The following is a 21,976-nucleotide window of genomic DNA, read 5'->3' on the forward strand; positions in this document are numbered from 1 at the left end:
GCAAAATACAAATGAATTGATTAAATATAATAAAAATTGGCTAATTATGCTTACTTTCTAGGGTGGTATTTTTCTACAATTTTTGCTAAATGGCTTTTGTCCAGATGAACGTAAATTTCGGTTGTAGTGATACTTTCATGACCCAACATAAGTTGTATGGACCTTAAATCGGCATTATTTTGAAGTAAATGTGTAGCAAACGAATGCCTAAATGTATGAGGAGATATGCTTTTTTTAAGTCCTATTTTTTCAGCCAATTGTTTTATAATGGTAAAAACCATGGCCCGTGTAAGTTGTTTGCCTCTTCGATTTAAAAATAAGGTATCTTCAAATCCAGCTTTAACAGTCATGTGATTTCGAATGGCACTTCTGTAGATATTGATATATTTTTGGGTGACACCTATAATAGGTACAAAACGTTGTTTGTCACCTTTGCCTGTTACTTTTATAAAACCTTCTTCAAAAAATAAATCGGATATTTTAAGATTGATAAGTTCGCTAACCCGTAAACCACAGCCATACAAGGTTTCTAACATAGCTCTATTGCGTTCGCCTTCGGGTTTACTTAAATCAATGGCATGAATTAGCTTATCAATTTCTTCCTCTGAAAGGGTATCGGGTAATTTTCGCCCTATTTTAGGAGATTCAATAAGATCTAAAGGATTGGAAGTTATGTAATCTTCAAATACTAAATAACTAAAAAAACTACGTAATCCAGATATTAAACGCGATTGCGATCGGGTGTTTACAACTTTAGCAGTTTCATAAATGAATTGTTGAACAGTTTCGGTTTTAATTGAAATTGGTGAAACGCTCATATTATGTGCTTCTAAATAACCAATTAATTTTTTAACGTCAAGACTATAATTATCAATGGAATTTTTAGATAAACCGCGTTCTATTTTTAAATAGAGTTTATAGTCTTTCAGTGCGTTTTCCCATTTCATAAGTGTAAAAATAATGCTAATTTTTATAATTTAAATAGAAAATTATAAAAAGCAATTATGGGAGTTTATCCATATAAATTGTTAATAATTTATATTTTAATTTTCTGTAAATCAATATTTTAAATTTGGTATGTTAATAAAATTGTTAATAACTCAGGTTTTAGAATCCGTTATCCAAGAAGAATGCTTGTTAATTTGCATTATAATCAATTAAAACCATTTTAATTATGAAAAAACTATTTTTATTGACAATTTTTATTATTTTCTCAATTGTTACGGTAAATGCGCAAGATGTAACACAAACATCTCAAGGAAAATGGCTTATAGAAGCTAACACTGGTTTTTCTGCCGGAGTAGGTGAAGTTGGTTTTTTACAACATACAGCAAATACTGGCTTTGGGTTGGTATCGGTTGATGGTACCACAATTTGGTCTATTGGAGCTGAAGGAGGTTATTTTGTAATGGATGATTTGGCTGTTAAAGTAGGTTTGGGGTATACTGATTACGACGGCGATTCGGTATTCTCATATAAGCTAGGTGCTAAATATTACATTATGGGAAAAATACCTGTTCAAGTTGATGTTAATGGGGCTAGTATTACAGATTTTGATGAGAATCCATTATGGTTAGGTTTACAAGGTGGTTATGCTATTTTTTTAGGTGAAAATGTAAGTATTGAACCAGGAATTAGATATAGCTTGTCTTTAAATGAGGATTTCACAGATGAGGGTATTTTTGAAGCACGTATTGGGTTTGCGCTACATTTCTAATTTAATTATAAAAAAATTTCTAAAACCGAAGCTAATCCCTTCGGTTTTTTTGTCCCATATATAATACTTTTTGAATTGCAAAGTAAAATTTTTACCTAAAAAGCTATTTTAAATTCAGTATTGGTGCTCAATCATTCATTAATAAAGCGATAATTTATTATAAACCAAATCATAACTTAACTTGTTAATTGCGTGTAGGATAAGTATAATTTTTTAGTAAAAATTAGAATAAAACATCCTTTAAATACATTTTTTTTCGGTGAAATGTTAAATTTTGTTTGCTGATGTGAGAAAAATGAACTTCTTTTGTTGCGAATTAATCAAATTTAATATTTAAAAATTATGAAAAAATTATTATTAAGTGCTGCAATTGCAGTATTAGGATTATCACAAGTAAACGCTCAAGACGCAGTAGGTGGTGGTCAAACAGCAAAAGGTAAAATTTTAATAGAAGCTAATACAGGTTTTGGTGGTATTGAAAATACTGGTAATTCTTCTAATACAGGATTTGGTTTGTACTCTATTGATGGTACTACAATTTGGTCTATTGGTGCAGAAGGTGGATACTTTGTGATGGATGATTTAGCTGTTAAGCTGGGTCTTGGATATAATGATTATGATGGAGCTTCATCTTTTACTTATAAATTAGGTGCAAAATATTATATTGTTAGTAAATTTCCAGTACAAATAGATGTAACTGGTGCTTCTAGTGATGATTATTTTGGAGATGAAACACCATTGTGGTTAGGTCTTCAAGGAGGTTATGCTTGGTTTGTAGGAAACAATGTGTCAATTGAGCCTGGTATTCGCTATAATCATTCTTTAAATGAGGATTTTACTGATGAAAGCGTTTTTGAATTTCGTATAGGATTTGCTTTACATTTCTAATTGAAGAGAAATTTTTATAAAAACCGAAGCTAATACCTTCGGTTTTTTTATATCCAATTTTTAATATATTTACGCCATGAAAAAACTAATCATCATCAACGGACCAAATTTGAATTTATTGGGCAAACGTGAACCAGCTATTTATGGTAGTTTAACGTTTACTGAGTTTTTAGAAGAGATTAAAGATAAATATCCAAAAGCTCAAATAGATTATTTTCAATCTAATATTGAAGGTGTTTTAATTGATAAATTACACGAAGTTGGTTTTAGTTTTGATGGTATTATTTTAAATGCCGGCGCCTATACCCATACGTCTATTGGTATTGGAGATGCTATAAAAGGGATTGAAACGCCCGTGGTAGAGGTGCATATTTCCAACACATTTGGCAGGGAAGAATTTAGGCATCAATCATTTATTTCACCTAATGCCAAAGGCGTTATTCTTGGTTTTGGTTTGCAGAGTTACGAGTTGGCAATTCAAAGCTTTCTTTAGAACACAGCCTTATTTTTAAGAAATTTCACATTTAATTAACTTAACATTGTAGTTTTTTTACGATTTTATTGTGAGAATTTTAACAATGAATACAATTAGATTTGTTTTATTATTAATCAATAAAATATTTCTAAAAATGAAAAAAATTACTCTTTGTTTAGTGTTTGCAATTGTTGGGTTTATTAACTTGAATGCCCAAGAGTTTAGGTTAGGGGTGAGTGGGGGTGTTCCATTAAGTGTTAGTAACGAATATTCTGCAGCACTTGATATTAGTTATTTGTTGAATATTACAGATAAATTCGATGTTGGTTTAACAACAGGTTTGTCATATTGGTTTAAACGTCCAGAATTTTATTCAGGAAGTGTGAAATTTTTGGAAACAGAAGAAATCCCTTTAATCCCAATAGCTTTAACCACTCGTTTCAATGTTTTCAAAAGTTTTGATTTGGGTCTCGATTTGGGTTATGCTATACCTATGGAATCAGAAATGTATCAAAGTGGATTTTATTTTGCACCAAAAGTTCAGTATGGAATTTCTAAATCTACAGATATTGTTTTAGGGTACAGGGCAGCTAAATTAGAATCTGATTTAAATAATTCAACCGTAGATATGCTTACACTTGGGATAGAATTCAAATTATGAAGATTAAAATAGCTATAATCTTTATTTTGATGTTGCAAAGTGCACTACTTGTGGCTCAACAAAATGACGATAATAATAATTTAGAGGTTTCAAAAGATGAAAACAAATCTAATTATTACAGAGCTTATTTTACAGAAATTAAACTTAATAGTAATTTGGCGTTTCGGCAGGAAATGAATACCAGAACCGGAAGTGATTATACGGTTTTTGAATTTCCTTTATTGTTAAAGTATAATATTACTAAAAAAGTGAGCCTTTTGATGGGACCAAAAATTGATTTATATACAGATGGTAAGGGTGTGATGAATAGCCCGTCGGTTTATGGTACATTTGGTGTTCAATACGACGCATCTGAAAATTTATTATTTGAAGCCATGTTTAATTATAGATTAACAGACGATATGCCAATACAAACCGATTATACTTTTGGTTCAAAAAGCGCCTTTAAATTAGGCTCAAAATTTAGATTTTAAAAACAAAAAAGGTTTCAGAATTTCTGAAACCTTTTTTATATCTAATAATTTAAGACGTCTAATAGTTCTAAGAAGTCTACAAGTGAATAACTTCATCATAAGCAGCAGCAACAGCTTCCATAACCGCTTCACTCATAGTAGGGTGCGGATGCACTGCTTTTAATACTTCGTGTCCTGTAGTTTCTAGTTTTCTACCTAAAACAGCTTCGGCAATCATATCGGTTACACCAGCACCTATCATGTGGCAACCTAACCATTCACCATATTTAGCATCAAAAATAACTTTTACAAAACCATCTTTGTTGCCACCAGCACTCGCTTTTCCAGAAGCAGAGAATGGGAATTTACCAACTTTAATGTCGATTCCTTTTTCTTTTGCTTGCTTTTCAGTTAAACCAACACTTGCAATTTCTGGAGTACAGTAAGTACAACCTGGAATGTTTCCGTAGTCTAAGGCTTCAACATGCATGCCTGCAATTTTTTCAACACATAAAATACCTTCAGCCGAAGCAACGTGTGCTAATGCTTGACCAGGAGTTACATCGCCAATGGCATAATACCCAGGCATATTTGTTTGGTAAAATTTATCAACTAATATTTTATCGCGGTCTACAACAATACCAACATCTTCCAAACCAATGTTTTCAATGTTAGTTTTAATTCCAACGGCACTTAAAATAATGTCAGCTTCTAAAACTTGTTCACCGTCTTTGGTTTTTACGGTAGCTTTAACGCCATTTCCAGAAGTATCAACTTTAGTGACTTCAGCCGAAGTCATGATATTGACACCACTTTTCTTAAATGATTTTTCTAATTGTTTTGATACATCTTCATCTTCAACAGGTACCACGTTTGGTAAAAATTCTACAATAGTAACTTCAGTTCCCATAGAGTTGTAGAAGTAAGCAAACTCAACACCAATTGCACCAGAACCAACCACAATCATTTTTTTAGGTTGTTTGTCTAAACTCATGGCTTCTCTGTATCCAATTACTTTTTTACCGTCTTGTGGTAAACTTGGTAATTCGCGAGAGCGTGCACCTGTAGCAATAATAATGTGGTCGGCACTGTATTCGGTTCCGTCAACATCTACTTTTTTGCCTGGTTTAATTTTTCCGTAGCCATTAATAACGTCAATTTTGTTCTTTTTCATTAAAAATTGAACACCCTTGCTCATACCATCGGCTACACCACGGCTACGACCAACTACAGCATTAAAATCTTTATCATATTCTTTAACAGATAAACCATAATCGCCTGCATGTTTAAGATATTCAAATACTTGGGCAGATTTTAATAAGGCTTTTGTAGGGATGCATCCCCAATTTAAACATACACCACCAAGATTTTCTTTTTCTACAATAGCAGTTTTAAAACCTAATTGTGATGCTCTAATGGCTGTAACATAACCACCTGGACCACTTCCAAGAACAATAATATCGTATTTACTCATGAGATTTTTTTAATCGGTTAATATCTGGCTACGAATTTACGAAACCTAATTTGAATAAAGAATTTAGAAGTCTATAAATTTATATCTTTTATTACCTTTGTTTTCAACAATTACCTTATGAACATACCAAGAACAAGTTTTCCTCGAATCGTAATTATAGGTGGTGGTTTTGCAGGCGTTGCCTTGGCCAAAAAGCTATCAAAGCAAGAAGTACAAGTGGTTTTGTTGGATAAAAATAATTACCATACGTTTCAACCGCTTCTTTATCAGGTGTCTACGGGTGGTTTAGAGCCAGATTCCATTGCGTATCCCATTAGAAAAATACTTAAGGATTTTCCGAATTTCCATTTCAGATTGGCAAATGTTGAAGAAATTAATACGGTTGAAAATAAAGTTTTAACAGATATTGGCGAACTTAAATTCGATTATTTGGTGATTGCTTCAGGAGCCGAAACCAATTATTTTGGTAATTCTGAAATTGAAAAACACAGTATGGCCATGAAAACCATACCGGAATCTTTAAATTTGAGAAGCCTAATTTTAGAAAATTTTGAAGAAGCGTTATTGACTTCCGATTTGAACGAACGTAACTCCTTAATGAATTTTGTAATAGTTGGCGGTGGCCCAACAGGCGTAGAGCTTGCAGGTGCTTTGGCTGAAATTAAAAAAGGCATTTTACCTAAAGATTACCCCGATTTAGATACACGTTTGGCTCAAATTCATATCATCCAATCCAGCGATTGTATTTTGAAAGGGATGAGTGATAAGGCATCTGAAAAAGCCGAAGATTTTTTAGAAAAATTAGGGGTGAACGTTTGGAAGAATGTACGCGTTACCAATTACGATGGTAAAACAGTGACCACCAATACCGATTTAACTTTTGAAACTGCTACTTTAGTTTGGGCAGCAGGTGTAAAAGGTGCCGCCATTAAAGGTATGGATGCTGGCGAATTTGTTACAAAAGGCGAACGACTTTTGGTGAACGAATTCAATCAAGTTAAAGGGTTTAACCATGTTTTTGCAATAGGTGATATTGCTTGCATGGCTACCGAAGAATTCCCAAATGGATTGCCCATGATGGCGCAACCTGCCATTCAACAGGGAAAGCAATTGGGCGAAAACATGGTTCGGTTGATAGAGGAAAAACCAATGCAACCATTTATTTATAAAGATAAAGGTGCCATGGCAACTATTGGGCGCAACAAGGCGGTGGTAGATTTACCAAAATTCAAATTTCAGGGTGTTTTTGCGTGGTATGTTTGGATGTTTGTACACCTGTTTTTCTTAATTGGTTTTAGAAATCGTATGGTGGTTTTTATAAATTGGGTGTATAATTATATCCGTTTTGATAGGGAGGCCCGTTTGATTATCCGTCCGTTTAAGAAAAAACTTAAAAGTTAAAGCAATCAAATCAGCTTAGCAACTTTGGAACTCAGCAACTTTGAATCTTAGAAGTTTTACAAATCATCCGTAAAATGGCGTCTTTCTTTTGCTTTGCTGAATTTTTCTTCGTTATATTTTGATGAATTTCCTTTAGGTATAGAAAGCGATTGCCATTCATTACCTTTTAAAAGCTTCCCTAAAAAAACAATTTGCCCAATATGGTATGGATAATGTGCCAATTGTCTGTTTATGGCTTCGGTAACGGTATGTCCTTGGTTTCGAATGTAAATGATACGTTCTAAATCTTCACTTTTTAAAGATTTTAAAGCAGAAAACAAACAAGCCCAACCACTCTCCCAAGAGGCTATTAAATCTTCAAAAGAAGGATAAGTGTCTTCAAACTCTGCATCACGATGTCTCCATGTTTTTTCGCCATCTTCGGTTAAAAAATGAGTCCATCGGCTTAACATATTGCCAACAATATGCTTTACTATAATGGAGATAGAGTTGGAGTCTTCATTACTTTGCCATTGAATTTCTTCAAAAGTTAATTGATTAAAAGTTTTATCACCTAAACTTTTGTAGTATTCAAATTGTTTGATAACACTTATTAAATAGCTTTCCATTTTATTCAAATTTCAAATTCTAAATTACAAAAATAACAAGTTTCAAAAGCAGTTTTTTTAATGAAAATAAGTTGGAATTTGCGGCTTGCTTTTTGGAATTTTAAAGTTTATTTATTCTGGAATAAACTTTAATGCCACACCATTTATACAATGTCTTTTACCTGTTGTGTTTTTTGGTCCGTCATCAAAAACATGACCTAAATGCCCGCCACAAGTAGCACAATGTTCTTCATCACGCGAGTAGCCCAAATCATTATCTTTACCAAAAGCAACATTGCCTTTTATTTCTCTATCAAAACTTGGCCATCCCGTACCGGAGTCAAACTTATGTTCACTTTTAAATAATGGGGTATTGCACGCAGCACAAACGTAAGTGCCTTTTTTGTAGTTTTTGTTTAAGGGACTTGAAAATGGCCGTTCGGTACCTGCTTCTCTTAAAACGTAATATTCCATGTCCGATAACTGAGCTTTCCATTCGGCATCGGTTTTGGTAATTTTATAGGTTTGTTTTTTTTCTTTTTGAGCATTGCCATTGCAGCTGAATAAAACTAAAGCAGTGCAGAATATGATTAACTTTTTCATGTAATTTATTTTGAGGTTTTATATTTCTTTTGGTCGTTTATAAAGAATCAACATAACAGTTTAAAAGCATTAAATTCTTTTGAGTCATAAATAATGTATTTTTAAGTTAAATAATTAAGGTACAATTTTTGTATTTTTATATCGAAAATAAAACAATAAAGATGAAACTGAAAAATGCATTTATAATATTAGGTATGGCGGGATTGATTTCGGCATGTGCCACAAACCCGTTTACAGGAAAGAAAACCATGGCTTTAGTGCCGAATTCCCAGTTGTTTCCAACATCTTTTGCGCAATACGATCAATTTTTATCTGAAAACAAAGTGGTAACAGGTACATCTGATGCTGCGATGGTTACTAGAGTAGGACAAAAGATAGCGGTTGCGGCAGAACGTTGGTTAAACGCAAACGGACATGTTGGTTATTTAAATGACTACAAATGGGAATATAAATTAGTAGATGACAAAACCATAAATGCTTGGTGTATGCCTGGAGGAAAAATTGTGGTTTATACCGGTATTTTGCCAGTTACAAAAAACGAAGCAGGTTTAGCGGCCGTTATGGGGCATGAGGTAGCACATGCTTTGGCAAACCACGGGCAACAACGTATGAGTGCTGCTTATGTGCAGCAAGGTGTTGCCATTGCTGGAAATGTGGCCATTAAAGATGAGGCATCCAGAAATGCGTTTAACCAATATTACGGTATAGGGTCTCAAGTAGGGGTGATGTTGCCTTTTAGTAGAGCACATGAAACGGAAGCCGATAAAATTGGTTTGTATTTAATGGCGATTGCAGGTTATAACCCAGAAGAAGCTGCAGAACTTTGGAAACGTATGAGTGCCGCAAGTAACGGACAAGCACCACCAGAATTATTAAGTACACACCCGTCAAACGATTCAAGAATTTCTAATCTTACGGCTTTAGCGCCAGAAGCTAGAAAAGAAGCAGCCAAATTTGGTGTAACTTCATTTAAGTAATAATTAGGTAAGATAGAATTCAAAAATATTTGTTTACTTTGAAGCTGCTCATAAAAGGGCAGCTTTTTTATTATGGAACAACTGGAAAAAGGAAGTAAAAAACTTTTAAATGCGTGGGCATTTTACGATTGGGCTAATTCGGTTTATACCTTAACCATTGCTTCTTCCATATTTCCCATATTTTATTCGGCATTGTTTTTAAGTGAAATAAAAGTTGTGCATGCTTTCGGAACAGAATTTAAAAGCACCGCGTTAATAACATTTGTAACTGCATTTACTTTTTTGGTAGTAGCTGTTACATCGCCTATACTTTCTGGTATTGCTGATTATGTAGGCAACAAAAAAAACTTTTTGAAATTCTTTTGTTACGTTGGAAGTGCAGGTTGTATTGGGTTGTATTGGTTTGATATAACACCCGATAGAATTCATTGGAGTTTGCTTTTTTATTTTATGGGATTGATAGGCTACTGGGGAAGCTTGGTTTTTTACAATTCCTATTTGCCAGACATTGCTTTTCCGGAGCAACAAGATAAAGTAAGTGCCAAAGGTTTTTCGCTAGGTTATATAGGAAGCGTTATTTTACTTATAGTGAATTTAGCCATGGTGATGAGTCAAGATGATGGTGCCTCTAAAATGCAGATGATGCGTTATTCATTTATAACCGTAGGGTTGTGGTGGGCGTTATTTAGTCAATATTCATTTTATTTTTTACCTAAAGGAACATCTTCAGGTCATAAAGTTACTACCGCCATTGTTTTTAATGGATTGAAAGAATTGCGCTTGGTTTGGGTGCAATTAAAACAAAATTTAAGGTTGAAACGCTATCTGTATGCTTTTTTTGTATTTAGTATGGCGGTTCAAACCATTATGTTGGTGGCTGTTTATTTTGGTGAAGAAGAAATAGCTTGGGGTGGTGATGGTGAAAAAACAACGGGACTTATAGTTAGTATATTAATTATACAATTGGTAGCAGTTGTAGGAGCTATTTTGACATCGAGAGCTTCAGAAAAATTTGGAAACATAAAAACATTGATTTTTGTTAATTTCATTTGGATGAGTTTATGTTTTTATGCTTACTTCATGGAGACTCCTGTTCAATTTTACATCGCAGCATCTTTAGTAGGATTGGTTATGGGAGGTATTCAGGCATTGGCACGGTCTACTTATTCTAAGTTTTTACCAGAAACCGAAGATACCACATCGTATTTTAGTTTTTATGATGTTGCCGAAAAAATAGGCATCGTAATTGGTATGGTTATTTTTGCATCTATAGACCAAATTACGGGTAGTATGAGAAATGGTATTCTGTTTTTGTTTTTATTCTTTTTAGCAGGTATTGTTTTATTGTTTAGAGTGCCAAAAGAAGCAAAGTAACAGACAAAAAAAATCCACACTTGGTTTATAAGTGCGGATTTTTTTCAGTTTATAAGGAATGCTCAATTAAGACTCCGCTGGCTTTTCAGCCTTTTCAATACTAATATTTAGTTCTTGGGCTTTTTCATCTAAATCAATATTGATACTATCACCTTCTTCAACATGCGAAGTAATAATTTCTTCAGCTAAAGCATCTTCAACGTATTTTTGAATCGCACGTTTTAAAGGTCTGGCTCCATATTGTTTATCAAAACCTTTGTCGGCAATATAATCTTTTGCTTTATCACTTAGTTTTAAATGGTAACCTAAATCTTTAATTCTTAATAGAAGTTTGCCAAGTTCAATATCAATAATTTTATTGATATCTTCTTTTTCTAAAGGATTAAAGACTACTACATCATCAATTCGATTTAAAAACTCAGGAGCGAATGATTTCTTTAAAGCATTTTCAATAACACCTTTAGCATTGGCATCTTCTTGTGCTTTTTGCGAAGCGGTTCCGAAGCCAATTCCTGCACCAAAATCTTTAAGTTTACGAGCTCCGATATTTGAAGTCATAATGATAATGGTATTTCTAAAGTCAATTTTTCGGCCTAAACTATCGGTTAAATAACCATCGTCAAGCACTTGAAGTAACATGTTAAATACATCTGGATGCGCTTTTTCAATTTCATCTAAAAGAATAACCGCATAAGGTTTGCGTCTTACTTTTTCGGTTAATTGCCCACCTTCTTCGTAACCAACGTATCCTGGAGGTGCACCAATTAATCTAGAAATAGCGAATTTTTCCATGTATTCACTCATGTCTATTCTAACAAGCGCATCTTCACTGTCAAATAATTCGCGAGACAATACTTTTGCCAATTGTGTTTTACCAACACCTGTTTGACCTAAAAATATAAATGAACCAATGGGTTTGTTTGGGTCTTTAAGTCCGGCGCGGTTACGTTGTATGGCTTTTACAACCTTAGCAACAGCATCGTCTTGACCAATAACCTTACCTTTAATAAGTTTAGGAAGTTCTGCTAATTTATTTATTTCAGTCTGTGCAATTCTATTTACAGGAATACCGGTCATCATCGAAACTACATCGGCAACATTGTCTTCAGTAACAATTTCACGGTGTTGTTTGGTATCTTCTTCCCATTTTTCTTGTGCAATGGCTAATTCTTTTTCAATGCGTTTTTCATCATCTCTCAATTTTGCCGCTTCTTCATATTTTTGCTTTTTAACAACCGAATTTTTGGTTTCTTTTACCGTTTCTAGTTGTTTTTCAAGTTCAATAATTTGTTTTGGCACTTCAATATTGGTGATGTGTACACGCGAACCCGCTTCATCCAAAGCGTCAATAGCTTTGTCTGGTAAAAATCGCTCGGTCATGTACCTGCTTGTTAATTTCACGCAAGCTTCAATAGCTTCAGGTGTGTAATCAACATTATGATGCTCTTCGTATTTAGCTTTTATATTGTTAAGAATTTCAATGGTTTCTGTAACCGTAGTTGGTTCTACAATGACCTTTTGAAAACGACGTTCTAAAGCACCATCTTTTTCAATATATTGGCGATATTCGTCCAAAGTAGTAGCACCAATGCATTGAATTTCACCTCGTGCCAATGCAGGTTTAAACATGTTGGAGGCATCTAAACTTCCCGTTGCGCCACCGGCACCAACAATAGTATGGATTTCATCAATAAACAAAATAACATCATCATTTTTTTCAAGCTCGTTCATAACGGCTTTCATGCGCTCTTCAAACTGTCCACGGTATTTAGTTCCAGCAACTAAACTTGCTAAATCTAAAGTCACAACACGTTTTCCAAAAAGTATTCTCGATACTTTTCGTTTTACAATACGAAGTGCTAAACCTTCGGCAATGGCCGATTTACCAACACCAGGTTCTCCTATTAAAAGCGGGTTGTTTTTCTTTCTTCTACTTAAAATTTGAGAAACACGCTCAATTTCTTTTTCTCTACCAACTACAGGGTCTAACTTGCCTTCTTCTGCCAAAGCAGTTAAATCACGTCCAAAATTATCTAAAACAGGCGTTTTGGATTTCTTGTTGGTTTTACTTGTAGGTGAATTAAAAATATCTTTTGAAGCCTCATCTTCAGTATGGGAATCATCATCTTGAAATGATTCTGCTTTTGGTTCTATATAATCGCTGTCGTTTGTTATCATAAATTTGAATTGTTCTTTAACGTTGTCGTAATCAACTTTAAGCTTATTTAAAAGCTTGGTAGTGGGGTCGTTTTCATTTCTTAAAATACAAAGCAATAAATGCGCTGTATTAATAGAGGTGCTTTGAAAAAGTTTAGCCTCTAAAAATGTTGTTTTTAAAGCACGTTCTGCTTGCCTAGTAAGATGTAGGTTCGTTTTATTGTTTGAAGCTACTACAATATTCGGGTTAGCGGGACTTAATATTTCTACTTTGCGACGTAGATGGTTTAAATCTACATCCAATGCGTTTAAAATATTTATAGCCTTGCCATTGCCATCACGCAAAATTCCAAGCATTAAGTGCTCGGTCCCGATAAAATCATGACCAAGTCGCAGTGCTTCTTCTTTGCTAAAAGCAATTACATCTTTTACTCTTTGGGAAAAATTATCATCCATAGTTCGTTTCCTTTCTGCATTAAAAATAGTAAAACATTTTACCAACGGCAAAAACTATACCCTAAAATGTGTGAAAGTTGCTAATTGACGAAAAAATCTTTATAAAATCAAAATTTTTCATCTGATATTTATTAACGAAAAAAGCTTTCAAAATTGTTAATAAAAAACACGAAAAAATGCCATTTTTAAACACATCTTAGCTATTGAAATACGTATATTAGCATGTTTTGAAAAACACATAAAACTTAATTAAATTATTTATGGCAGAAGGAGAAAAATTGATCCCTATTAATATTGAAGATGAGATGAAAACGGCTTACATTGATTATTCAATGTCGGTCATTGTGTCACGTGCTTTACCAGATGTAAGAGATGGATTAAAACCAGTTCACAGACGTGTACTTTTTGGCATGCACGAATTGGGTGTTAGAGCAACAGGTGCCCACAAAAAATCAGCAAGAATAGTTGGAGAGGTTTTAGGTAAATACCACCCCCATGGCGATACATCGGTTTACGATGCCATGGTACGTATGGCTCAAGAATGGAGTTTAAGATATATGTTAATTGATGGCCAAGGAAATTTTGGGTCGATAGATGGAGATAGTCCTGCGGCAATGCGTTACACCGAGGCGCGTATGCGTAAAATATCGGAGGATATGTTGGCAGATATTGACAAGGAAACTGTAGACCACAAACTTAATTTTGATGATACCTTACAAGAACCAACTGTACTGCCAACCCGTATTCCTGGGTTATTGGTTAATGGTGCTTCTGGTATTGCGGTAGGTATGGCAACCAATATGCCGCCTCACAATTTAACCGAGGTTGTTAATGGTACGATTGCCTATATCGAAAATAACGATATAGAAATAGACGAGTTAATTAAACACATTAAAGCACCCGATTTTCCAACAGGTGGTACTATTTATGGCTACGATGGTGTAAAAGAAGCGTTTCATACAGGTAGGGGGCGCATCGTAATACGTGCTAAAGCCAATATTGAAGAGGTTCAAGGGCGTGAGTGTATCATTGTTACCGAAATACCGTATCAAGTCAATAAAGCAGAAATGATTAAGAAGACTGCGGACTTGGTAAATGAGAAAAAATTGGATGGGATCGCTACCATTCGCGATGAATCGGATAGAAACGGGATGCGCATTGTTTACGTTTTAAAACGTGACGCTATACCAAACATCGTTCTTAATAAATTATTTAAATATACCGCCCTACAATCATCATTCAGTGTTAATAACATTGCATTGGTAAAAGGACGTCCGCAGTTATTAAATTTAAAAGAACTTATACATTATTTTGTTGAGCATAGACATGAAGTTGTTGTAAGACGTACTACTTATGAATTACGCAAAGCGGAAGAACGTGCTCACATTTTAGAAGGATTGATTATTGCTTCTGATAATATTGATGAAGTAATTAAAATCATCAGAGCATCTTCAAATGCAGATGAAGCTCGTGAAAATTTAATAGAACGTTTTAAACTTTCAGAAATTCAAGCCAGAGCTATTGTTGAAATGCGTTTGCGTCAACTTACAGGTTTAGAACAAGACAAGCTGCGTTCAGAATACGAGGACATTATGAAACTCATCATCGACCTTAAAGATATCTTAGAAAGGAAAGAGCGTCGAATGGAAATCATTAAAGATGAGTTAGCGGTTGTAAGAGAAAAATATGGTGATGAGCGTCGTTCAACCATCGAGTATGCTGGTGGCGATTTAAGTATTGAAGACATGATTCCAGATGAAAAAGTAGTAATTACTATTTCTCATGCGGGTTATATTAAACGTACCTCATTATCAGAATACAAAACGCAAAATAGAGGTGGGGTTGGTCAAAAAGCTTCAACCACCAGAAATGAAGATTTCTTGGAATATTTATTCGTGGGTACCAACCACCAATATATGTTATTCTTCACCCAAAAAGGGAAATGTTTCTGGATGCGTGTTTATGAAATTCCCGAAGGTAGTAAAACATCTAAAGGTCGTGCCATTCAAAATTTAATAAATATTGAGCAAGACGACGCTGTAAAAGCATTCATTTGTACTCAAGATCTTAAAGATGAAGACTATATTAATAGTCATTATGTTATCATGGCCACTAAAAATGGTCAAGTTAAAAAGACTTCTTTAGAGCAGTATTCACGTCCAAGAACCAACGGTATCAATGCTATTACCATAAAAGAAGATGATATTTTATTAGAAGCACGTTTAACAACTGGTAATAGCCAAGTGATGTTAGCGCTTAAGTCTGGTAAAGCCATTCGTTTTGAAGAAGCGAAAACACGTCCTATGGGCCGTAGTGCATCTGGAGTTAGAGGTATTACGCTTGCTGATAAAAAAGATGAAGTGATAGGTATGGTTACTATTGAAAACCCTCAAGAAGAATCGGTATTGGTGGTTTCAGAAAATGGTTATGGAAAACGCACCTATATTGATGACCCTGAGGATGGTGAACCAGTATATAGAATTACAAATCGTGGAGGAAAAGGCGTGAAAACCATCTCTATTACAGAAAAAACTGGTAAATTAGTGGCAATTAAGAGTGTAACCGATAATGATGACTTAATGATTATCAATAAATCGGGCATTGCCATTAGATTAGAGGTTGAAAATTTAAGAGTTATGGGTAGGGCTACTCAAGGCGTTAAATTAATTAATCTTAAAAATAACGATTCCATTGCGGCAGTTGCTAAAGTGATGCGTGATGAAGATGATGAAGTTGTTGATTCTGAAGATGTTGAAAACTTGGATGCTTCGGACGATGGCACAACTCTTGATAATGATGGTACTATAGAAGAAAATAACACAGAAAACTAAATTAAAAATTATAACAATGAAAAAACAGATTATCATAGCATTGGCATTTTCAGTTAGCGCATTTTCATTTGCCCAAAAAAAGGAATTGAGAGCCGCCGACAAAGCTATATCAGGAAAAAATTATGCCGAAGCTAAAGCAGCTTTAAAAGAAGTAGAACCATTGTTATCATCTATGGATGATAAGTACAAAGCCCAGTATTATTATTTAAATGCAGCCGCTTTGTATGCTGGTGGTGCAGGGTCCATGAATGATATTGATGCTGCTTTAAAAAGTTTACAAAACGTTAAAGGCGATTATGTTTCAGAATCATTTGAATTGAAACAATCCATGGTTAATAATATCATAACCAAAGGGAATAAGTTTTATGAAAATAAAGATTTTTCAACATCTTCAAAGTATTTTGAGAAGGCTTACAGATTAAGTCCCAAAGACACTTTGTTCCTTTATTATGCTGCAGCAACGGCTGTGAATGTTCAAGAATATGATAGAGCATTAACTATTTATGAAGAACTTAAAAATTTAGGTTACACAGGTATTGAGACACAGTATTTCGCTACCAATGTTGAAACAGGTAAAGAAGAAATTCTTGATAAAAACACACGCAACCTGTATGTTCAAGCAAAAAGCCACAACAACCCAGGAGAGCGTAAAACAGAGTCTAAAAAGCCAGAAATTGTTAGAAATGTAGCGCTTATTTATATTGATAAGGGAGATAATGATAAAGCACTTGCAGCCATAAAAGAAGCAAGAGAAGAAAATCCAGATGATATTAACTTAATTCTATCTGAAGCTAACATTTATTATAAAACTGGTAAAACGGAACAATTTAAGAGTTTATTGGAAAAAGCAACCCAAATGGACCCTAATAACCCTGAATTACAGTATAATTTAGGTGTGATATCAGCAGATTCTGGCAATCCGGAAGCTGCCAAAGCATATTATGAAAAAACTATTGCTTTAGATCCAGAATTCATTAATGCATATATAAATTTATCGGCTTTAATTCTTTCAAAGGAAGAACCAATTATTAAAGAAATGAATGGTTTAGGTAGTTCTAAAAAGGATGATTTGCGTTATGACGAATTAAGAGCGCAACGTTTAGATTTATATAAGCAAGCTGTTCCTTATTTAACAAAGGCACTTGAAATTGATACTAAAAATATTAGTGCAGCAAAAACCTTAGCGAATATTTACAGTATTTTAGGTGAAAAAGCTAAACAAGATGAAATGAAAGCAAAAGTTGAAGCTTTAGAAGCTGAAAATTAAAAGCTTGATTTTGATGTAATATTAAAAAACGCCGCTATTAGTGGCGTTTTTTATTGATGATTTTTTAGATAAACGAAGTTTGGAATTTTTACTAACAAAGCAAAATCAAATAAAAGCATTTCTTAGATTACTTTTTTAATAACCCGAAGTTTATGGGTATGTACTTTTCTGTCTACATTATAAATACCCGAGTGGTCTAATCTATCAATTCTAACCTTACCGTGTGCGTGAATGATGTAGTTATCGCTCATTATAATGCCAACGTGGGTAATAGCGCCTTCATTATTATCAAAAAAAGCTAAATCTCCAGGTTCGCTTTCTTCAATAAAGCTTAAAGCTTCCCCTTGCGTTGCTTGTTGTGAGGCATCGCGCAATAATTTATAACCATTAAGTTTGTAAACCATTTGTGTAAAACCTGAGCAATCTATTCCAAATGGGGTTTTTCCGCCCCATAAATAAGGTGAATTTAAATATAGAAAAGCGGTTTTAATAAGGTTTTCTTTTGGTTTTTTTCCTTCAACGATAGTGCCATCGTGATTATGATTCAAAATAGATAACCCGTTAAGTGAGGAACCTAATAAAATAGGGTGTAATTGTTGGTTGGTATCCTCTATAAATTCAACTAAGTCAATGGAAAGTTTTGGACTTTCTTTATATAGCTGGTTGTATTGTTCTTCAGTAATTTCTATAAGTTGTTTGTTGTCAATCCAACCTTCATATTTATCAAAAGCAAGTCTTATTTTACTCCAACTTTTACGTTGTTCTAAAATTTTAAAAATATCGCCATATAAAACCTGTGAAACAAGTTCACTAGCATCCGATGGTTCATTTCTAAGAGGAACAATGCTTAAATTACAAATTCCGTATTGCATATAATTATTGTCTATTGCTTATTGATAATTATATGTTGATATGCTGTGAGTGATTTGGTACAAAATCTTGAATAAAAAACCATGTTTAAATAAAAATAATCAATAAAATAATCAATCCTCTTTGCGTTCTATAATAATTGCTGATGCTCCGCCACCGCCATTGCAAATAGCGGCTGCACCAATTTTGGCATTGTTCTGTTCTAAAACATTTAATAAAGTAATCACAATTCTAGCACCCGAACAGCCTAAAGGGTGGCCAAGTGAAACGGCACCACCATTTACGTTCACATGGCTATCATTAAGCCCAAGAATTTTCATGTTGGCTAATCCAACTACAGAAAAAGCTTCATTGAATTCAAAAAAATCGACATCTTTCAATTCAATTCCAGCTTTGTTTAAAGCTTTTGGAAGTGCTTTTGCAGGAGCTGTAGTAAACCAATCAGGTTCGTGGGCAGCATCGGCATAACTTTTTATGGTTGCAAGCGGTTTTAAACCATGTTCTTTTGCTTTAGTTTTACTCATTAAAATTACCGCTGCGGCACCATCATTTATGGTAGAAGCATTGGCAGCAGTAACCGTTCCATCTTTTGAAAAAGCAGGGCGTAATTGCGGGATTTTATCTAAAATAACATTAGTATATTCTTCATCTTTGGCAACCATAATGGGTTCTCCACGTCGCTGAGGTACTTCTACAGGTACCACTTCATTATCAAATTTACCACCATCCCAAGCTGCTGCAGCTCGTTTGTACGATTGAATTGCGAAAGCATCTTGGTCTTCACGAGAAAACTTATATTCGGTAGCACAAGCATCGGCACAAACACCCATGGCATTTTGGTTATAAGCATCAACCAAACCGTCTTTTTGCATCCCGTCAATTAGCGTTGTTGGTCCAAATTTAGTACCAGTTCTAGCGTGTAAATAATGCGGAATTAAACTCATGTTTTCCATGCCTCCAGCAACAATTATATCGGCATCGCCCAAAGCAATACTTTGTGCAGCTTGCATAATGGCTTTCATTCCAGAAGCGCAAACTTTATTTACTGTAGTACAGGGCACCGTATTAGGTATGCCGGCATAAATAGCAGCTTGTCTTGCGGGTGCTTGTCCTGTCCCTGCTTGAACCACGTTGCCCATTAGTACTTCATCAACCAATTCTGGTTTTAAGTTTATTTTATTTAAAGCGCCTTTTATTGCAATAGCACCAAGTTGAGGTGCGGTAACTGTTGAAAGCGCCCCCATAAAACTACCAATTGGTGTTCTTGCAGCCGAAACAATAACTACTTCTTTATTCATTAGATAAATCTTAAAACTTATAGTATGCGAAAATAATGATTTTTTAATAGATATTAGAGCGATTCAATGATTATAAAAAATAGGATTGCCTTATAATTTTATTACTTTTGATTTCCTTAACTTTTTAAATGGAAGACTTTATAAATAAATTATATAGAAACCATTCCTTGATTTATAAAGGTCTGTTGTTTGTTTGTACTACTTTTTTAATTGTGTATTTGTTTCCAAAAAGCGGAAAGTTTAAATACAGTTTTGAAAAAGGAAAGCCATGGCAATCTGAAAATTTATATGCCCCTTTTGATTTTGCTATAAAAAAATCAGACGCAGAAATAGCTTCAGAAAAGCAAACTATTATTGATAATTCCATATTATATTTTGATATTGATAATACTGTAGAAACTAAAGTAAATGAGTTGTATAAACAGCAATTTAAAAGTGCTTTTTCCGATTCAATTTCAAAAAGAATATTAGAAAAATTATATAAAGTTGGAAAAGAAATAATTTCTGAGTTTTACGCTTTTGGTGTTTTAAATGAAAGTTATAGTTTTTCTGAAGATAGGGCTATTGCCATTCTTGACGAACGCGTTAAAAAACAAGACGGTTTTTTCTCAGATTTAATAAAGCAAGATGCCGTTACCCCTGTTATAAATAATGTGTTACAAAAGCACCATTTAACTAACTATAAAACAAATTTTGTATCGTTGTTTTTTGAACTTATACAGCCAAATTTAACATTTGATAAATCGTTTACCGAAAAAGCATTACAAGAAGAGTTAAATAAAATAGCATATGCAAGGGGGAGTGTAGAAAAGGAAACATTAATTATTTCTAAAGGTGAAATAATTGAAGGTGATAGGTATCAAAAATTAAAATCATTACAGTCTGAATACGAATCTCAAATTTGGACGGAATCGAATTACAACTGGATACTTTTCGCTTATACCTTACTAGTGGCGTTGGCTTTGTTGATGCTGCTTTTATTTTTAAGAAAATACAGAAAAGAAGAAGTATTTGAAAACAATACCAAGGTCACTTTTATTTTCTTTAATATATTGTTAATGGTGTTTATTACCACCTTGGTTGTAAATTACAACTCGCAGTTTATCTATGTTGTACCCATTTGTATTTTACCATTAATATTTAAAGCGTTTTTTGATGCGCGTTTAGGTTTGTTTGCCCACGTTATCACAGTATTGCTTTTAGGATTCATTGTACCCAATAGTTATGAGTACATGTTTCTTCAAATTATAGCAGGAATTGTAACAATTTTAACCGTTTCGGAATTGTATAAACGTGCTAACCTGTTTATTTCCGTAGGTCAAATAACTCTTATATATATTGTTGCGTATTTTGCCTTTTTCGTTATTCACGAAGGTAGTGTGGAAACCATTAAGTGGGAAATGTTTATTTGGTTTGTTTTAAGTGGGCTTGCCACTCTATTTGTGCAACCGCTTATTTATATATATGAAAAGATATTTGGGTTGGTTTCAGACGTATCACTTTTAGAATTGTCTGATACGAATTCAAAACTTTTAAAAGAACTTTCAAATAAGGCACCCGGTACATTTCACCATTCGTTAAATGTAGCAAATCTTGCAGAAGCTTCGGCAAACGAAATAGGTGCCAATGCCATGTTAGTAAGGGTAGGAGCCTTGTATCATGATATTGGAAAAATGAAGAACCCAACCTATTTTACCGAAAACCAATCCACAGGTATCAACCCTCATGATGAATTATCTTCAAAAGAAAGTGCCAGAATAATTACAGGGCATGTTATTGACGGGATTGAAATAGCAAAAAAATATAAATTACCAGATAGAGTTATAGATTTTATTAGAACGCATCACGGTACAAGTATTGTATATTATTTTTATATGCAGGAGAAGAAAGATTATGAAGAGGTAGATAAATTAGACTTTAGTTATCCAGGGCCTAAACCATTTAGCAAAGAAACCGCCATATTGATGATGTGCGATAGTGTTGAAGCAGCTTCAAAAAGTTTGAAAGATCCAACATCTACAAAAATTGATGCTTTTGTAGAAAATATTATAGATAAGCAAATTGAAGGCGGACAATTTTTAAATGCTAACATTACTTTTAAGGAAATCCAATCTATAAAAAAAGTGCTAAAACACAAGCTTGCAAACATTTACCATTTACGGATTGAATACCCTGAATAATATTTAAAAAAATTGAATAAATTAGTTGCGTTCTTATAATGTATACATTACATTTGCAACCGCAATTTTATTGCACAAGTTCATAATAGAATTTTAGGAGAGGTGCCAGAGTGGTAATGGAGCAGATTGCTAATCTGTCGACGGGTAACTGTCGCCAGGGTTCGAGTCCCTGTCTCTCCGCAATTTTCGGGGTGTAGCGTAGCCCGGTTATCGCGCCTGCTTTGGGAGCAGGAGGTCGCAGGTTCGAATCCTGCCACCCCGACAAATTAGTATATCAATCAATATCAAAAACCTGTTAATCGTATGAT

General features: G+C 34.0%; 18 protein-coding genes and 2 tRNA genes. 13 read left to right on the forward strand and 7 right to left on the reverse strand.

The window, feature by feature from the left end; translation table 11 throughout:
- Positions 1 to 50: 50 nt before the first annotated feature.
- A complete protein-coding gene (gene xerA, locus J8H85_RS17145; RefSeq protein ID WP_209656676.1) occupies positions 51 to 947 on the reverse strand; it encodes a site-specific tyrosine recombinase/integron integrase in 897 nt (298 codons plus the stop codon).
- A 227-nt stretch (positions 948 to 1,174) separates the two neighbouring features.
- On the opposite strand from xerA, the gene J8H85_RS17150 reads away from it, so the two are divergent.
- The 5 genes from J8H85_RS17150 to J8H85_RS17170 all read left to right on the forward strand — a co-directional run bounded on the left by J8H85_RS17150 (position 1,175) and on the right by J8H85_RS17170 (position 4,214).
- The gene (locus tag J8H85_RS17150; RefSeq protein ID WP_209656677.1) at positions 1,175 to 1,717 is read left to right on the forward strand and encodes an autotransporter domain-containing protein; all 543 of its coding nucleotides are present in this window, start codon (positions 1,175 to 1,177) and stop codon (positions 1,715 to 1,717) included.
- Positions 1,718 to 2,059: 342 nt separating this feature from the next.
- Positions 2,060 to 2,605: a hypothetical protein gene (locus J8H85_RS17155; protein ID WP_209656678.1), complete on the forward strand. Its 546-nt coding sequence runs from the start codon at positions 2,060 to 2,062 to the stop codon at positions 2,603 to 2,605.
- Between the two features lie 76 nt (positions 2,606 to 2,681).
- Positions 2,682 to 3,098 carry a type II 3-dehydroquinate dehydratase gene (aroQ, locus tag J8H85_RS17160; RefSeq protein WP_209656679.1) on the forward strand — a complete coding sequence of 139 codons (417 nt, stop codon included), beginning with the start codon at positions 2,682 to 2,684 and terminating at the stop codon, positions 3,096 to 3,098.
- A 136-nt stretch (positions 3,099 to 3,234) separates the two neighbouring features.
- Positions 3,235 to 3,741 carry a hypothetical protein gene (locus J8H85_RS17165; protein ID WP_209656680.1) on the forward strand — a complete coding sequence of 169 codons (507 nt, stop codon included), beginning with the start codon at positions 3,235 to 3,237 and terminating at the stop codon, positions 3,739 to 3,741.
- Positions 3,738 to 4,214, forward strand: a complete 477-nt coding sequence (locus tag J8H85_RS17170; RefSeq protein ID WP_209656681.1) for a hypothetical protein — start codon at positions 3,738 to 3,740, stop codon at positions 4,212 to 4,214. The genes J8H85_RS17165 and J8H85_RS17170 overlap by 4 nt, the downstream gene beginning before the upstream one ends.
- Before the next feature lie 76 nt (positions 4,215 to 4,290).
- On the opposite strand, the gene lpdA is transcribed toward J8H85_RS17170, so the two are convergent.
- Positions 4,291 to 5,667, reverse strand: a complete 1,377-nt coding sequence (gene lpdA, locus J8H85_RS17175; protein ID WP_209656682.1) for a dihydrolipoyl dehydrogenase — start codon at positions 5,665 to 5,667, stop codon at positions 4,291 to 4,293.
- A 117-nt stretch (positions 5,668 to 5,784) separates the two neighbouring features.
- On the opposite strand from lpdA, the gene J8H85_RS17180 reads away from it, so the two are divergent.
- Entirely contained in the window at positions 5,785 to 7,068 is a 1,284-nt protein-coding gene (locus J8H85_RS17180) for an NAD(P)/FAD-dependent oxidoreductase (RefSeq protein ID WP_209656683.1), read from the forward strand.
- Between the two features lie 56 nt (positions 7,069 to 7,124).
- Here the strand turns inward: J8H85_RS17180 and J8H85_RS17185 are convergent, their stop codons facing one another.
- Both J8H85_RS17185 and msrB read right to left on the reverse strand, forming a co-directional pair.
- Complete coding sequence (locus J8H85_RS17185) at positions 7,125 to 7,676, reverse strand: DUF1572 family protein (protein WP_209656684.1); 552 nt, start codon at positions 7,674 to 7,676, stop codon at positions 7,125 to 7,127.
- A 111-nt stretch (positions 7,677 to 7,787) separates the two neighbouring features.
- Positions 7,788 to 8,258 carry a peptide-methionine (R)-S-oxide reductase MsrB gene (gene msrB, locus J8H85_RS17190; RefSeq protein WP_209656685.1) on the reverse strand — a complete coding sequence of 157 codons (471 nt, stop codon included), beginning with the start codon at positions 8,256 to 8,258 and terminating at the stop codon, positions 7,788 to 7,790.
- A 161-nt stretch (positions 8,259 to 8,419) separates the two neighbouring features.
- On the opposite strand from msrB, the gene J8H85_RS17195 reads away from it, so the two are divergent.
- Both J8H85_RS17195 and J8H85_RS17200 read left to right on the forward strand, forming a co-directional pair.
- Positions 8,420 to 9,235 (forward strand): M48 family metallopeptidase, encoded by an 816-nt coding sequence (locus J8H85_RS17195; RefSeq protein ID WP_209656687.1) that lies wholly within the window; start codon positions 8,420 to 8,422, stop codon positions 9,233 to 9,235.
- A gap of 72 nt (positions 9,236 to 9,307) precedes the next feature.
- A complete protein-coding gene (locus tag J8H85_RS17200) occupies positions 9,308 to 10,609 on the forward strand; it encodes an MFS transporter (protein ID WP_209656689.1) in 1,302 nt (433 codons plus the stop codon).
- 66 nt (positions 10,610 to 10,675) lie between these two features.
- On the opposite strand, the gene J8H85_RS17205 is transcribed toward J8H85_RS17200, so the two are convergent.
- Positions 10,676 to 13,222 (reverse strand): ATP-dependent Clp protease ATP-binding subunit, encoded by a 2,547-nt coding sequence (locus tag J8H85_RS17205; protein ID WP_209656691.1) that lies wholly within the window; start codon positions 13,220 to 13,222, stop codon positions 10,676 to 10,678.
- Between the two features lie 260 nt (positions 13,223 to 13,482).
- Between J8H85_RS17205 and gyrA the strand changes: the two genes are divergently transcribed.
- Positions 13,483 to 16,053 (forward strand): DNA gyrase subunit A, encoded by a 2,571-nt coding sequence (gene gyrA / locus J8H85_RS17210; protein ID WP_209656693.1) that lies wholly within the window; start codon positions 13,483 to 13,485, stop codon positions 16,051 to 16,053.
- Positions 16,054 to 16,069: 16 nt separating this feature from the next.
- A complete protein-coding gene (locus tag J8H85_RS17215; protein WP_209656695.1) occupies positions 16,070 to 17,320 on the forward strand; it encodes a tetratricopeptide repeat protein in 1,251 nt (416 codons plus the stop codon).
- Between the two features lie 122 nt (positions 17,321 to 17,442).
- On the opposite strand, the gene J8H85_RS17220 is transcribed toward J8H85_RS17215, so the two are convergent.
- Positions 17,443 to 18,192 (reverse strand): C40 family peptidase, encoded by a 750-nt coding sequence (locus J8H85_RS17220; protein ID WP_209656697.1) that lies wholly within the window; start codon positions 18,190 to 18,192, stop codon positions 17,443 to 17,445.
- A gap of 111 nt (positions 18,193 to 18,303) precedes the next feature.
- The gene (locus tag J8H85_RS17225) at positions 18,304 to 19,488 is read right to left on the reverse strand and encodes an acetyl-CoA C-acyltransferase (RefSeq protein ID WP_209656699.1); all 1,185 of its coding nucleotides are present in this window, start codon (positions 19,486 to 19,488) and stop codon (positions 18,304 to 18,306) included.
- A 128-nt stretch (positions 19,489 to 19,616) separates the two neighbouring features.
- On the opposite strand from J8H85_RS17225, the gene J8H85_RS17230 reads away from it, so the two are divergent.
- From J8H85_RS17230 to J8H85_RS17240, 3 genes are all read left to right on the forward strand, one after another.
- On the forward strand, positions 19,617 to 21,668 hold the full coding sequence (locus tag J8H85_RS17230; RefSeq protein ID WP_209656701.1) for an HD family phosphohydrolase: 2,052 nt from the start codon (positions 19,617 to 19,619) through the stop codon (positions 21,666 to 21,668).
- A gap of 96 nt (positions 21,669 to 21,764) precedes the next feature.
- Positions 21,765 to 21,848: transfer RNA gene (locus tag J8H85_RS17235), tRNA-Ser, on the forward strand.
- A gap of 7 nt (positions 21,849 to 21,855) precedes the next feature.
- Positions 21,856 to 21,930: transfer RNA gene (locus J8H85_RS17240), tRNA-Pro, on the forward strand.
- The last annotated feature ends 46 nt before the right edge of the window (positions 21,931 to 21,976 follow it).

The organism is Mariniflexile gromovii, from assembly GCF_017814435.1.
Classification (GTDB): domain Bacteria; phylum Bacteroidota; class Bacteroidia; order Flavobacteriales; family Flavobacteriaceae; genus Mariniflexile; species Mariniflexile gromovii.

Bases quoted from the DNA above. Each gene is read 5' to 3' on its own strand.
- xerA (WP_209656676.1), bottom strand. From the start codon at position 947: ATGAAATGGGAAAACGCACTGAAAGACTATAAACTCTATTTAAAAATA.
- J8H85_RS17150 (WP_209656677.1), top strand. From the start codon at position 1,175: ATGAAAAAACTATTTTTATTGACAATTTTTATTATTTTCTCAATTGTT.
- J8H85_RS17155 (WP_209656678.1), top strand. From the start codon at position 2,060: ATGAAAAAATTATTATTAAGTGCTGCAATTGCAGTATTAGGATTATCA.
- aroQ (WP_209656679.1), top strand. From the start codon at position 2,682: ATGAAAAAACTAATCATCATCAACGGACCAAATTTGAATTTATTGGGC.
- J8H85_RS17165 (WP_209656680.1), top strand. From the start codon at position 3,235: ATGAAAAAAATTACTCTTTGTTTAGTGTTTGCAATTGTTGGGTTTATT.
- J8H85_RS17170 (WP_209656681.1), top strand. From the start codon at position 3,738: ATGAAGATTAAAATAGCTATAATCTTTATTTTGATGTTGCAAAGTGCA.
- lpdA (WP_209656682.1), bottom strand. From the start codon at position 5,667: ATGAGTAAATACGATATTATTGTTCTTGGAAGTGGTCCAGGTGGTTAT.
- J8H85_RS17180 (WP_209656683.1), top strand. From the start codon at position 5,785: ATGAACATACCAAGAACAAGTTTTCCTCGAATCGTAATTATAGGTGGT.
- J8H85_RS17185 (WP_209656684.1), bottom strand. From the start codon at position 7,676: ATGGAAAGCTATTTAATAAGTGTTATCAAACAATTTGAATACTACAAA.
- msrB (WP_209656685.1), bottom strand. From the start codon at position 8,258: ATGAAAAAGTTAATCATATTCTGCACTGCTTTAGTTTTATTCAGCTGC.
- J8H85_RS17195 (WP_209656687.1), top strand. From the start codon at position 8,420: ATGAAACTGAAAAATGCATTTATAATATTAGGTATGGCGGGATTGATT.
- J8H85_RS17200 (WP_209656689.1), top strand. From the start codon at position 9,308: ATGGAACAACTGGAAAAAGGAAGTAAAAAACTTTTAAATGCGTGGGCA.
- J8H85_RS17205 (WP_209656691.1), bottom strand. From the start codon at position 13,222: ATGGATGATAATTTTTCCCAAAGAGTAAAAGATGTAATTGCTTTTAGC.
- gyrA (WP_209656693.1), top strand. From the start codon at position 13,483: ATGGCAGAAGGAGAAAAATTGATCCCTATTAATATTGAAGATGAGATG.
- J8H85_RS17215 (WP_209656695.1), top strand. From the start codon at position 16,070: ATGAAAAAACAGATTATCATAGCATTGGCATTTTCAGTTAGCGCATTT.
- J8H85_RS17220 (WP_209656697.1), bottom strand. From the start codon at position 18,192: ATGCAATACGGAATTTGTAATTTAAGCATTGTTCCTCTTAGAAATGAA.
- J8H85_RS17225 (WP_209656699.1), bottom strand. From the start codon at position 19,488: ATGAATAAAGAAGTAGTTATTGTTTCGGCTGCAAGAACACCAATTGGT.
- J8H85_RS17230 (WP_209656701.1), top strand. From the start codon at position 19,617: ATGGAAGACTTTATAAATAAATTATATAGAAACCATTCCTTGATTTAT.